The organism is Pseudomonas frederiksbergensis (genome assembly GCF_017114915.1).
GTDB lineage: Bacteria > Pseudomonadota > Gammaproteobacteria > Pseudomonadales > Pseudomonadaceae > Aquipseudomonas > Aquipseudomonas frederiksbergensis_I.
Window position 1 is genome coordinate 1 of the sequence record NZ_JAAUOE010000024.1, and the last position, 13,831, is coordinate 13,831.

Consider the following 13,831-nt stretch of genomic DNA (forward strand, 5'->3'; position numbering starts at 1 on the left):
CCGTTGAACGTCAGGCTGCGGTCGTACTGGTTATACAGCGAGGCCATGCCGTCGACACTGAGCACCGAGCCGTCGTCCAGCGTGAACAGATCCTGGCGCAACTCCAGCTCCGCATACTGTTCGCATTCGTTGCCCAGCCGGTATTTCGACTGCGCGCCCGGTAATTGAAAGCACGACTGCGAACTGCTGTTGACCGAGGTGCCGACACCGCTGCGCAAATAGCCGGCGAACTCCAGCGCCTGGGCCGACAATGGCAACGCCAGGCAAACACTCGCGGCTGCAAGGCTGCGATTTATTGTTGTTTTCAAGAACCACCTCATTATTTTTATTGTGCTCATCCGGCAAAACCTGCGCGTAAAAAAACCCCATGCAGTTTGGATACCCAAGTCTGCGACCCGTTTGGGGCGATATAACGCTGATAAATGCCCGCCAACTGACCGCCAAAATTCTCGATTGCCTGCCAACCGAATGCTTCAACAACCCGGAAGCTCTCATCTGATTGTCCGGCTGTGCCAGCACAGCACCCGCATGTATGAGGGCAACCAACCGGACCCTTCTCGCTGTCTTAGGCATGGCATGCCTCCAACTTATTTTTATTTTTTCCGTTGCAACCAACACGTCAAACCAAAGCGCTTTTGATTGTTTAGATCGACGCTTTTCTAATCATCCAAAGCGCTTTGGAAAAAGACTATAACAAGCCAACAAAAGACACAAGAGCGATTTTCCGTGCGTGATCGATGCTTACGTGAAAAGGTTTGGAACACGCCAGCGACTGACAGCCGCCAATGCCACCACCTGTGCAATCGTTCAAGTGAGAGGGGATACCCAGTGATAATTATGCAGATTGCTCAAGGGGCCACCGTTCGGGCCAGGCAAAGCGCTTTGAGGATGTAGGCGGGAAATGTAGTATTCGAGAAAATCCAAAAATTATGGCGCTTTGTGCAATCACACAGCGCTCTCGCCTTTCAGGTCAATCATCGTCGTATGAATCTCAAAGAACTTGCCAATAAGCTGGGGTTGTCACAGACAACGGTCAGTCGCGCCCTAAATGGCTACACGGATGTCAGCGAAAAAACCCGAGAGCGAATCGTGACCGCGGCCGCCGCCGCGGGCTATCGCCCCAGTCCCGTGGCACGTCGATTGGCTACCGGCCGCGCCGATGCCATCGGCATCATCTATCCGCTTTTGATCCATGACCTTGACGATCCATACTTTCTGCAAGTGGTCTCCGGCATGACCGAAGCCTTGGGCAAATCGGATATGGATCTGATGCTTGCTTCAGCCTCTAAAACCGATGAAATCCGCACCTACCAACGCATGATCGAGGGACGACGCATAGACGGGATGATTGTGGCCCGAACTCGATTGAACGATGCCCGGTTGTCGTATCTTGCCCAGAAAGGCATCCCGTTTGTTGCCTACGGTCGGAGTATCCTTCCTGCGCCGTATGCCTGGCTCGACTTCGACACAGCAGCGGGACTGCGCATGGCTGTGGAGCGACTGGTTAGCCTTAATCACCAGCGTATAGCCCTACTGAGCGGACCACAGGATCTGTATTTTGTGACGCAATCCCGCGAGGGATATCTCAAAGCGATGGGGGATGCGCAACTGCCTATAGAACAGCAGTACATGGTGGAAGGCACCCTGAATCGTGCCGGGGGATACGAGGCCATGACTCGCCTCCTCTCATGCAATCCTCGACCGACCGCAGTCATTGTGGATAACCCTCCCGCCGGCGCTGGCGCCCTGCGCGCACTCATTGAAGCGGGCGTCGAACTGCGCAACGAAATGTCGATCATTGTCCATGACGGTCTGCCGCCGGACGCGTTCATGGGCTACGACATCACTACCCTACAATCCTCCGAACCTCTCGCCGTCGGTAGGAAACTCATAGAGTTGATGCTCGCACTGCTTGACGGCGAATCACCTGAAAACCTTCAGGTACTGTGGCAGCCCACCTTGAAAATCGGCACCTCCGATGGCCCCTGCCCCAGTTAACATCTGTACCACAGTAATTCCACCTGCTTTATAGGTACTGTTGCCTTCAGTTATCCACAGATAGAAGTCCGGACGGTCGCGACAGGGATGACAGCTACCTGCCACCCCCCGCACAGATCCGTACGTACAGAACTACCGCATACGGCTCCTGCCTCGGGTGCGTGACGCGAAGCGCCTCAGGATAAGGATATGCATTTCTGGACCTAGGTATGTAGAGGTCAGCTCAGCAACCTGCCAACACTGTGACAGTGCTGTCGCCAGTTCGAGTCTGCGCCTTGGAGGCCTCCGCCCAGGCGGAGCTAACCGGGCTTAGCGGCAGGACGCCGGCACAGACGGCGACGAGAAAGGCTGTGTGCACAGGCACGGCCGATGGGCGGGAGGTTACGGAGGCATGTTTGAATATGAAAACCTTTCTTGTTGTAGATGGATGGCGCCAAGAGATGGTGCACACACGGCCTGGCGCCCGTTGCTCGCCCAAATCACTGCGAGAGCTTTTCCGAGACGACGGGATAGTGGTCCCAGACTGCCTGGTCGGTCAGAGAGCGGACTAGCTTGATGTATTCGGCGTGGCTCCAGGCCAGAGGGGTGGCGGAGTCCGTACCTTCACCTTTCACGTAACCATGCCGGCGGTTGTTGCCCACGCCGTCCCAGACCTGTTCCGGCAGCATCAGACCGTCGTTGGCGAACAGCTCCATGGCCTTGACGTAGGTGTTCTTAAGCTGCGCAAGCTGCTCGGCGCTCAACGCCTTGCCCCCCGGCGGCAGTTGGCCCTTGCTGCGGGCCAACTCGTAATGGCCACGCTCGCCGGTCAAGATCGGCCAGACGCGGCCGCGCAATCCGGAGTTCGGCACGGGTGCCCCGGTGGCTGGGAAGTTGATGGCAGAGACCTCGCTCTCGCCGTAGCCGTCGTTGCCGTAGCGGCGCCAGCCGGGAAACACGCCCTCGACACCAGGGAAGGTGAAGTCGTACTTGACCTTCAGGTTCTCGGGCAGCTCCTGGCTGTCCAGTTCGTCCAGGCTGCTGACGATGTGCGGATCGGTAGACGGACGGACGCCGTAGCGCACCAGTTCGAGAAAGCCGGCGTCGAGAATCTGGCTCTCCGGCAGACCCGGACGACTGTTGTTGTCGAGCAGAGGCTTGCCTTCGTTGGGATCGTCGTTCTCGGTGATACGGAGGTAGTAGCGTCCGTCGCCGAAGCTGCCGCTCTGGGTGAACATGCTCTTCTCGACCCTGTCCGAATAACCCTTAGCCGTGGCCAGGAAGCGTTTGGCCGCCTCGCCATCCCCCGCCAGGGTGGCGAGTTCCGAGGCTGAGACTAGGCCCGCGATGACCGCCGCGGTGCTCGAGGGCGAATAGCCCGGTTGTTCTTCCCAGCGATCCTGCTGGGTCTGCGGCGGGACGACCGTCCAGTCGTTCCAGCCCATCTTCACCTTGCCGCCTTCGCTCAAGAACTCCGCCGCTGGCTTGAGCATGCTCTGGTACCAGTGCTTGATCTGAGTGTCGTCCAGCACCCCGGCCTTCCACAGCTTGTAACCCAGCATGATGGGCATGGCGGTCTGGTCGAGCTGGACCCCGACCCATTCGACCTCGCCGTCGACGTGGGTCTTTTGCAGGAACCAACCGATCGCGCCTGGCTTACCGTCCTGCTTCCCATCATGGATTTTGGACGAGGTATCGGTCTGTATGGTCGGAGTATCGGCGGTGACCTGGACCTTCTTCAGGTATTCGAAGGCGACCTTCGGGGTCTGCTTATCGCCGAGGGCCAGCAGGGCCATGGCGCACTGGTAGAAGTCACGCGGCCAGACCGCCTTATAGCCGGTGGTGCCCTGGGTGGCCGGGATTGTCTCGCCCCAGGGGTTGGACAGGGAGGCAATCAGCGCGCCGGCGTTGCTCTTGTCTTCCTGCGCCTTGAGGACCATGGCGCTAACGTTGAGCAGCTTGCCCTTGTCAGTGCTCTGCGCATACATGGCCGGCAGGGAGGACAAAGATTGCAGGTAATCCTGCCAGCCGATCGCCGCGCCTTCGCCGTTGTAGTGGGCCAGCACCTTGGCATAGCCCCGCGTCAGGGTGGCGTCTGCGGCCTGGTCGGCCTGCTGGCGGCTGTGGCCGAAGCCGACGACCAGATCGAGCGTGGTCTCGGTGCCTGTCAGGGGCAGACGTGCCAGCATAGCGACGTTACCAGGCTGCGATGGTCCTGTGCTGTCGTAAAGGTTGTCGAGGGTGCCGTCCTTGAGGTCGGTCAGACCGTCGGAAACCCCGGCAAAGCCGACAGTGGGCCGTTCCAGGGGCCGGCTGGCCTTGACCACCAGGGTCGTCTCGCCTTGCTGGGCGTACAGCGCCCGATTGTCGACGAAGGCGGTGTCTCCACTGCCGTCGTTGCCGACGGCCGGATCGACGTGCAAATAGACCTGAATGCGCGGGTCCTTGCTGCGAAAGATTACCCGAACCATCAAGGCGTTGGCGTCGGGATCAGTGAAGATGTGCTTTTCGATCTCGTAGAGGCCCTGCTTGTCGCGGTTGACGATCTTGTAGGCGAGTGAGTTGGGACGTCCCTCGCTGTCGACCGACAGGTAGCTGATTTCGCTGTCGGTATCTTCGGTCTCCAGATCAACGAAATCCGGCCCCTGGACGACCAGTTGCAGCTCCCTGAGCTGGGCTTCGTGGATCAGCCCGAACATGGTTTCGGTGACGACGCCCTTGGCCAGAGAGAACCAGACTTTCGAGACCTCGCCGGTGGCCGCCTCAGAGGAGTACTGCCCGTCCTTGTACTGCTCGTAGGAGGTGCCGATACCGGTCTTGCCCGAATAGGACCAGAACGGCGCGGCGCCCGGGACGCCCGGGGCTACTTTCGACGGGTCGGCGCCCGCATTCTGGCAGATGACCAGAGTACCAATCATGGCGCCCAGCAGTGTTTTTCGGAACCTTACTGACTGCTGCATAACCGGGACCCTTCTCGCTGTCTTAAGCATCGCATGTCTCCAACTTATTTTTATTTTTTGTCGTTGCAACCAACACGCTAAACAGAAGCGCTTTTGATTGTTAAATCGACGCTTTTAAATCATCCAAAGCGCTTTGGAAAAAGGCTATAACAAGCCAACAAAAGACACAAGAGAGATTTTCCGTGCGTGATCGGTGCTTACGTGAAAAAGTTTGGAACACACCAGCGACTCGCCACGCCGGCCGGGATTGGCTTTGATCGCGCAGGGCGTTTGCTGATCGCCAACCGGCGCACCAACCAGATTCTCGTCGTAACCGAAAATGGCCAACTGGAGACAGTCATTGACGATCTACAAACGCCGGTCGGAGTTGTCCAGACCCCGGATGGCGGTTATGTCGTTTCAAATATTGGCGGCGGAGTAACGATAATTCGCCCGGATGGAGCAGGTGTTGAGGGAAGAAAGGATTTCGGAACGTCCGGCCCCGGAGTTGCGATCACCCTTGATGGGCGTGTGTTCGTGGTTGACTACGGTGGTACAACGGTTCGTGAAATCCTCGCGAATGGAGAATCCCGTAGTGTCGCCGACGGCTTTTAAAAGTCCGGTCGGCCTGACCGTTGCTCCTGACTGCAAATCTTTACTCACTGCGGCGTGGGGTGACGGGACTATCTATAGGATTTTGATTCCCAACTAGGAGTCGACGAATTCACATAAAATACTGGTTTGATTAGGATAATCGTAGGGATAGAAATTTTAGTAATCAGCACAGTTTCACTGTAAAAGAAGGGCTTATTTTTCTGTTCGAGTCCAGGTCGTGCCAGACAGCAAAATCGAAAAGCCCCTGAATCGAAAGATTCAGGGGCTTTTTTGTGCTTGCCATCTTTAGACGCAAAAGATCGAAGCCTGCGGCAGATCCTACACGCCCGTGAGCGCTACCGAAGGCTGCGATCTTCTGATCTACCAGTCTTTAGACATGCTCACTGCTCTTCACATGCACCGCCCGCAACTCGGCATGCCCATGGTCCGCCTCCACCACCGGAATCTCATTCCCGTCGCAGTCGCGCAGTTTACCCTCGCTGAAGTAGTCCCCCTCTCGCAATGCCGCCAGGTCTTGATAACGCAAGACCCGCTCGGTACCGGCCGCAAACACCGATTGCTGGTCCGAGTTGCCGGCGGTGAGGTGGTTGAAAGTCAGGTTCAGCACGATGGCCATGATCGCCGAGGAGCTGATGCCCGAGTGGAAGATCGTCGCGAACCAGCTGGGGAAGTGGTCGTAGAAGTTCGGGGCGGCGATGGGGATCATGCCGAAGCCGATGGAGGTGGCGACGATGATCAGGTTGACGTTGTTGCGGTAGTCGACCTTGGACAGCGTTCGAATGCCACTGGCCGCCACAGTACCGAACAGCACGATGCCAGCGCCGCCGAGTACAGAGGTCGGCACAGCGGCGATGACCCGGCCCATGAACGGCAGCAATCCAAGCACCACCAGGAATAAACCACCGGTGGCCACCACGAAACGGCTCTTGATCCCGGTGACCGCCACTAGCCCGACGTTTTGGGCGAAGGCACTTTGAGTGAAGGAGCCGAAGATCGGCGCGATCATACTCGACAGCATGTCGGCGCGCAGGCCGTTACCCAGGCGTTTGGAGTCGACTTTGGTACCGATGATTTCACCGACGGCGAGAATGTCGGCCGAGGTTTCCACCAGGGTCACCATGACCACGATGCACATCGACAGGATCGCGGCGAAGTGGAAAGTCGGCATGCCGAAATGAAACGGTGCCGGGAAGCCGAACATCGGGCCTTGGGTGACGGAGGAGAAATCCGCCATGCCGAGAAACACCGCAATGACGGTGCCGATGACCATGGCCAGGAGGATCGACAAACGGGAGATGCTCGCACTGCCGATCTTGCTCAGAAGCAGCACCAGCACCAGCGTCACCGCCGCCAGCCCAATGTTCGCCATGCTGCCGAAATCCGGGGCGTGGCTGTTACCGCCCATGGCCCAGCGCGCGGCCACCGGCATCAGCGTCAGACCGATGGTGGTGATCACAATGCCCGTCACCAGCGGCGGAAAGAACTTGGTGATTCGCGAGAATACCGGGGTGATCAGTAAGCCGATCAGCGATGCAGCAATCACCGCCCCGAGAATCGACTGAAAGCCACCCTCCCCGCCACTGCTGACAATCGCCACCATGGTCGCAACGCCAGAGAACGATACGCCCTGCACCAACGGCAACTGACAACCGAAGAACGGCAAACCCAGGGTTTGCAGCAATGTCGCCAGCCCCCCTGCAAACAATGAAGCAGCAATCAACAAACCGATGTCCGCCGGCGAGAGCCCGGCCGCCTGGCCGATGATCAGTGGCACCGCGACGATACCGCCGTACATGGTCAGAACGTGTTGCAGGCCATAAGCCATATTCGCGCCGATCCCAAGGTTTTCGTCCTCGGGCCGTTGGTGTGAAACATGGGGCGTTTTCATGGTTGGGGGGTTCCCTGGTTTTTGTTGTGCGCACACTGTATTCAAGAGTCAGGACAAATGTCCATATAGTTGTATACAACTAACCAGTCAGATTATGGACATGTGTCCACGCCAGCCCTTTTAGGTGTAGTGCCTCCAGCCCAAAAAATTCTTGAAATCTACCAAAGAAAAAGGGGCGGATTGATCAAATCCGCCCCTTTGCGTGGTCTTCCATTTGCCGGTCAAACAGACCCGATCAATCGCTCAAACACCGGCGTCAATACCTCCTTCGCCGGCACCCGAATCCCGAATTCGCTTTCCAGCAACCCGATCAATTCCTGCGCATCCGCCACCTGACGCCGCTCGCTCTCGCCGCCCATGCGATGAATCGCAAAACTGCCGTTGTTCAGCGTGCGCCGCCATCCCTCCCCCGTCCGCGCCACCATCAGTTGTTTGACGAAGGACGAGTCGGGATGGGTCGAGACATACCAGTTGCCGAGGGTGTAATCGATGTCTTCCTGACGTTGCAGGTCGAAGATGTACATTGCCCGCCATTCACCGCCAACGTTGGCGCGCAAGGTGTAGCCATCCGCATGCCGTTCGATGCGATAGGGTTCGTGGGGGGTGAGTTGTTCGGCTTCGGTGTCGAGTATCAGCGGTGCGGTGGGTACCATGCCGCCGAAGCCGACGTCGGTGATGTAGCGCACGCCGCCGAGGGTCACCAGACTCAAGCGATGCGTGCGTGCGGTCCACGCGCCTTCGGGCTGGTTCATGACCACGCGGCCGGTGATGCCACGTGCGTCGAAGCCCAGCGTCTGAAGCAACGCCAGGAACAGGTTGTTGAGTTCGTAGCAGTAGCCGCCGCGACCGCCGTGCAGGACTTTCTGCTCGATGGATGGCAGATCGATGAGTACCGGCTCACCCAACAATGTAGTGAGGTTTTCGAACGGGAAGGCACCGGTGTGGCGCAGTTGCAGTTGACGCAGGGTTTCCAGGGTTGGCGCCGGAGGGGCGTCGAAGCCCAGGCGTTGCAGGTACAGCGCAAGATTCGTCAGTCGTGGCTCGCTCATCGCTCAATCCTTATGCATGGGGCCCGCGGATCGCTCCGCCAATGGGCGCCATGTATAAGGGAAAAAGCGCTCGGACCGATAATTGATTTCGCCAATCACCGCACACGCCAAAACTATCGCCGTTTGCGCGAGCCCAATCGAATCCATGCCGGCGCATGATCGCTGGCATGCGGTTCATTGCGCACCCAGGCATCGACACCGGCCTCTTGCAGGTAAGGGCTCAGTGCCGGGTTGAGCAGCAGATGATCGATGCGCAGCCCCGAATTTTTCGGCCAGTGCTGGCGAAAGTAGTCCCAGAAGGTGTAGATCCGTTCCTCTGGATACAGATGCCGCAGGGAATCGGTCCAGCCCTGGTCCAGCAACCGCTGATAACACGCGCGACTCTCGGGTTGCAGCAGCGCATCCTTGAGCCAGGAGCGCGGGTTGTAGATGTCCAGATCGGTGGGCACCACGTTGTAGTCGCCGGCCAACACCACCGGATGATCGCTGCGCTGCAGGTCTTTGGCGTACGAGATCAGCCGCTCGAACCACGCCAGTTTGTAATCGAACTTCGGTCCCGGCTGCGGATTGCCGTTGGGCAGGTACAGACAACCCACCAAAACCCCATGCACGGCCGCTTCGATGTAGCGGCTATGAGTGTCGCTGTCATCGCCCGGCAGACCGCGCCGACTCTCCAGCGGCTGCGCATCGCGCGCCAGAATTGCCACCCCGTTCCACGACACCTGGCCATGCCAGACGGCACCATAGCCGGCCGCCTCCAGCTCAGCGACAGGGAATGCCCCGTCCACCGATTTGAGCTCCTGCAGGCAGGCGATGTCTGGCTGTTCCCGCGCAAGCCACGCCAATAGATTCGGCAGGCGCGCGCGCATGCCGTTGACGTTGAAGGTGGCGATTTTCAGGTTCTTCATGGTCCGACGCTCCAACGGATGGGCGGTATCCAGTTGTGACCGGGGCGCGCCACGGCAGTTGCCGTGGCGAACGAAGCAGGCGACTAAAGGCGCGAGTTACAGCGGATGTTCGTCCCACGACGCTTTGAGCAAGGGCAGCAGCGCATATTTGTCCACCGGACGACTGAGGTAGAACCCTTGCACTTCATGGCACTGATCCGAGATCAGGAAATCCAGTTGCTCCAGCGTCTCGACACCTTCGGCGGTCACCGTCAGGCCCATGGCCTTGCCCAGGTTGATGATCGCCTGCACCACGGCGCGATCATTGCTGCCGCTGCTCATGGACGAAATGAAGCGCTTGTCGATCTTGATTCCGTCGAACGGATACGTGCGCAGGTAACCCAGCGAAGAATAACCGGTGCCGAAGTCGTCCATGTTCAACCGCACCCCCAACTCCTTGAGCGCACTCATGGTCGCCAGGGCGCCATCAACGTCGATGAGCATCACGTTTTCAGTGATCTCCAGCTCCAGCCGACTGGCGGGCAAGCGGGTCTGAATCAATACTTCCCGGACGTCTTCGATCACATCGCTGCGGGCAAACTGCACCGGCGACAGGTTGACCGACACCATCATCGCGCCAGGCCAGGTCAGGGCCGTCTCACACGCCTCGCGCAGCACCCAGCGGCCCAATGGCACGATCAGATCGGTCTGCTCGGCCAACGGGATAAACGCATCGGGGCTCAACAAGCCTTGCACCGGATGCTGCCAGCGCAGCAGTGCTTCGACCGAGACGATCCGCTTGCCGTCGACGTGATAACGCGGCTGGTAATGCATCACGAATTCATTGTGCTTGATCGCCCGACGCAGGTCGTTTTCCAATTGCCGACGATGCTGTATCAGATCGTTCATGTGCGTCGCAAAGTAGCACCAGGTCTTCTTGCCCTCGGACTTGGCCTGATACAACGCAATATCGGCACAGCGAATCAGCTCATCCGGAAGATGCCCCTGACGCCGACTCAGGGCGATACCAATGCTCGCGCCGATGTGCAGCGTGTGATGGTCGTAGTGAATCGGTTGATGCAGGCTGTCGAGCAAGTGTTCGCAAAACCGGTCGATTTCCGCATGGCTGTCCATGCCATGAAGCACCAGCACGAACTCGTCACCGCCCAGCCGGGCGACCAGGTCAATGTCCCGTGTGGACTCGCGTAAACGGATAGCCACTTCCAGCAAGACCGCATCGCCGGCCGGATGACCGAGGGAATCGTTGATCGGCTTGAAGTTATCCAGGTCGATCATCAATAGCGTCAGCGCCACTGACTGCTCTTTCAGCGCCAGCGCCTCATCGAGAAACCGCGCCAGTTTGTTGCGGTTTGGCAAGCCAGTCAGTGCGTCGTGCATCGACAGATGCTGGATCTGCGCATGGGCGGCCACTTCATCGGTGATGTCGCTGGCCGTCCCGCGAAACCCCAGTACCGCGCCCTTGCGCTGGATCGGTCGTGCCGACACCCGGCACACCCGCTGCTGCCCAGACTGATCGCGGTAGGAGCAACGCAAATGGCTGACGGCTTGCTCTTCATCGAGTTTATTCAGCCACAGCGACAAGGGCGTGGTATCGCAATTGAGCAGTTGCTCGATGTTCTGCCCCAGCCATTGTTGATCGGAAAATCCGGTGACGGTGCTGAAGCGCCCCGACAGATAAGTGATGCAGTGCTGGTCGTCGATTTCCCAGATCCAGTCGGACGCCGCTTCGGCCACCGCACGAAAACGTTCTTCACTGGCCTCCAGCGCCTGGTTCGACAAATCGAGGCGGGTGTAACTGGCATCCACATGCCCGGACGTACGCAGAACATAGCGAAAGAAATAAGCGGTCAACACCGTCAGAATCAACAACGCCCCACCCAGTGGCGGCAGCAGCGACCAGAGCAATTGATGACCCGGCTGCTCAAGCCGGGAGACCAGGCTGTAACCGGTGCCCGCGAGGACGACGGCAGGCTGATCGGCAGCGATGGCGTTGTCGGGCATCAGGCTCAAGTCATGCAAACCGTAATCGACGCTCAAGGCGCTGAGCTTTTCAGGGTCCATCTGGTCGACGTAGATCAGCACCGAAGTGCTTTTGGGATCGACCGCCGGGCGTTCGTCATTGGGCACGATCGCCGCGGCCGTCAACAGCGCAGGTTTGCCTTCGAACAAGGTGTAGCGACTGATGGGTTTGATGAGGCTTTCCTGACTCTGAACCTCCTCGACGAGCCTCGCTATCGATGCCGACAGATAGGCTGCTGCCTCGTCCTGTACCTGAAGCCCGCGCACCACCGCGTATTTTGTTCGCTGAAGATCGACCACGAAAACCCCATCGTAGTGGTCCATGGTGAACAGGGTTTTACCCAGATTCTGGTCGACGTAGGCCCACTGCACATCGACCTCGCCGTTCAGGTGATCGTAAGCCGTCGTCCAGTTGGCATAACTGGTGATGTAGTTTTTCGTGGCGGTGATACGGTTTTCCAGCGCACGCTGGGTATAAAACGTGGTCTTGGCCAAATCCTCGGCATCGAGCCGCCCGGCAATGCTGAACAGGGCGATCAGCGCGACCAGCACCCCCACCACAAACAACAGACCGACGACCAACACCAGGTTGCGGGTAATCGGGGTATGGCGCGCAGGTGCAACGGTGGTAACAGCAGACAAATCCATGCATTTGATCCTGTCAAACGATCGCCCGATCGGAGTGAGACCGGCGGGCCCGGTCTGTCACGTGTGACCGCCAGGCTCTTTCCACAGACCATAGCAGTGATGCCCGGTCATTACCCCCGGATTGCACCGCCTTCATACGCCCCCCCAGGGAAGTAAAGATTCATCGATCCGAGCGCATCAGTGCCTCGACGCCCCCTTCCATCGACAACACCGCCGAGCGGTTTCGCCCCGAGTGCTTGGCCTGGTACAGCGCCGCATCCGCGCGCTTGATCAACACTTCGGCGCTGTCGTGCCCCGTCGGCACAAACGAATAACAGCCGAGGCTGACCGTCACGTAGCCCGTGGGTGAACCGCTGTGGGTGATGTTCTTGTCCATGACACTGCGGCGGATTTGCTCGGCGATCGTCAGCGCACCATGGATGTCGGTGTCCGGCAGCAACACCGCGAACTCTTCACCGCCGTAGCGCACCGCCAGATCGGCTTTGCGGTGACAGCAACGCTTCAGGGCCCGCGCCACTTCGGCCAGACAATGGTCCCCGGCCACATGACCGTAAGTGTCGTTGTAGCGTTTGAAGTAATCGATATCGAGCATGATCAGGCTCAGCGGGCTCGACCGCCGGGCACCGCGCCCGAACTCGATCTGCAGCGCCCGCTCGAACAATCGACGGTTGGCCAGCCCGGTCAGGCTGTCGTGGGTGGCGATCAACTCCAGCGCTTTCTGCGCCTTGCGCAAATCCGCCTCGATGCGCTCGCCCGCACGCACTTGATGAATGAACACCCAACCGAACACCCCCACACCGAGGACGACCAGAGCGACGATCAAACCGGATTGAATCGCCGTGTCGTACCAGTCCTTGAGAATCGCGTCTTTGGAGGACGCCGCCGCGACCACCACCGGATAAGCATCGAGCTGACGGTAGCCATACAACCGGACGATGCCATCCACCACCGAGTCGATCATGGCGTTGCCCGACGTGGCGTTGGGCAAGCGCTTCTTAAAAATCTCGCTCTGAGCCAATGACGTGCCGATCTGCGAATCCATAAACGGCCGTCGCGTCAGCAGCGTTCCATCGGTCAGCGCCAAAAACATCGCGCCGTTGTCGTCGAGGCTGAAGCTTTTGAAGAACTGATCGAAGTACGACATTTTGATGCCGGCCAGCAACACTCCCTGGAAATTGCCGCTCTGGTCGTTTATCCGTCTGGAAACCGGAATGATCCACTCGCCATCTGCCCGACTGCGAATCGCCGGACCGATATGTGCCAGGGACGACACGTTTTGCTGGTGAAACCTGAAATACTCGCGGTCCGCCACACCCGGGCCGCGAGGCAGATGCTGGAACGATGTCACGGCCCATTGCCCCTGCTTGTCGAACAGAAAGATCCCGTGCAACTGATGCAGCGCCTGCACCCGCCGGGCGAAGGTTTTCTGCAAGCGTGACGTCTGGGCAGCGTCGAAACCTTCAGCCTGAATCCAGTCCACCAGACTGGTCAGCACCAGATCGGCTTTCATGAACGTATCTTCAGCCTGCTGCGCCATGGCCCGGGTCAGGTTCGATGACGACACTTCGGCCAGCGCCAGGTCATGTCGGCGCGACTGCTCCAGTTGCAGGTAAAGCAGCCCACAAAGACAAAGGCACACCGCCGCAATAAACAGCACCGCCGCCTTGAGCAGGGGCAGCCGTTTCAAGGCACCACCGGGCGCGTGGTGCGGATCGTGAATGGAGATAGGCAAAAGCGAGTCCTGGAAGGGTAAGGCATGGGCAGAGGCCCAAAACCTTTTTTTTGTGA

At 58.8% G+C, this 13,831-nt stretch carries 9 protein-coding genes; 2 read left to right on the forward strand and 7 right to left on the reverse strand.

The genetic code is table 11. The features are described from left to right. Positions 1–308: carbohydrate porin (locus HCU66_RS17415; protein WP_205889643.1), on the reverse strand; the 308-nt coding region annotated here is incomplete at its 3' end. A 676-nt stretch (positions 309–984) separates the two neighbouring features. Between HCU66_RS17415 and HCU66_RS17420 the strand changes: the two genes are divergently transcribed. Next, entirely contained in the window at positions 985–1,998 is a 1,014-nt protein-coding gene (locus HCU66_RS17420; protein ID WP_205889644.1) for a substrate-binding domain-containing protein, read from the forward strand. Between the two features lie 479 nt (positions 1,999–2,477). Here the strand turns inward: HCU66_RS17420 and HCU66_RS17425 are convergent, their stop codons facing one another. Beyond that, positions 2,478–4,895 (reverse strand): glucan 1,4-alpha-glucosidase, encoded by a 2,418-nt coding sequence (locus HCU66_RS17425; protein WP_241015550.1) that lies wholly within the window; start codon positions 4,893–4,895, stop codon positions 2,478–2,480. A gap of 228 nt (positions 4,896–5,123) precedes the next feature. On the opposite strand from HCU66_RS17425, the gene HCU66_RS17430 reads away from it, so the two are divergent. Next, positions 5,124–5,531: an NHL repeat-containing protein gene (locus HCU66_RS17430; RefSeq protein ID WP_205889646.1), complete on the forward strand. Its 408-nt coding sequence runs from the start codon at positions 5,124–5,126 to the stop codon at positions 5,529–5,531. Positions 5,532–5,901: 370 nt separating this feature from the next. Here HCU66_RS17430 and HCU66_RS17435 read toward each other — a convergent pair whose 3' ends face one another. The 5 genes from HCU66_RS17435 to HCU66_RS17455 all read right to left on the reverse strand — a co-directional run bounded on the left by HCU66_RS17435 (position 5,902) and on the right by HCU66_RS17455 (position 13,775). Continuing rightward, positions 5,902–7,419: a nucleobase:cation symporter-2 family protein gene (locus HCU66_RS17435; RefSeq protein ID WP_205889647.1), complete on the reverse strand. Its 1,518-nt coding sequence runs from the start codon at positions 7,417–7,419 to the stop codon at positions 5,902–5,904. A gap of 221 nt (positions 7,420–7,640) precedes the next feature. Continuing rightward, positions 7,641–8,468 (reverse strand): arylamine N-acetyltransferase family protein, encoded by an 828-nt coding sequence (locus HCU66_RS17440; protein ID WP_205889648.1) that lies wholly within the window; start codon positions 8,466–8,468, stop codon positions 7,641–7,643. A gap of 113 nt (positions 8,469–8,581) precedes the next feature. Then, positions 8,582–9,376, reverse strand: coding sequence for an exodeoxyribonuclease III (gene xth, locus HCU66_RS17445; protein WP_205889649.1), 795 nt, complete (start codon positions 9,374–9,376; stop codon positions 8,582–8,584). Positions 9,377–9,472: 96 nt separating this feature from the next. After that, entirely contained in the window at positions 9,473–12,043 is a 2,571-nt protein-coding gene (locus tag HCU66_RS17450) for a bifunctional diguanylate cyclase/phosphodiesterase (protein ID WP_205889650.1), read from the reverse strand. 160 nt (positions 12,044–12,203) lie between these two features. After that, positions 12,204–13,775 carry a sensor domain-containing diguanylate cyclase gene (locus HCU66_RS17455; protein WP_205889651.1) on the reverse strand — a complete coding sequence of 524 codons (1,572 nt, stop codon included), beginning with the start codon at positions 13,773–13,775 and terminating at the stop codon, positions 12,204–12,206. Positions 13,776–13,831 lie beyond the last annotated feature (56 nt).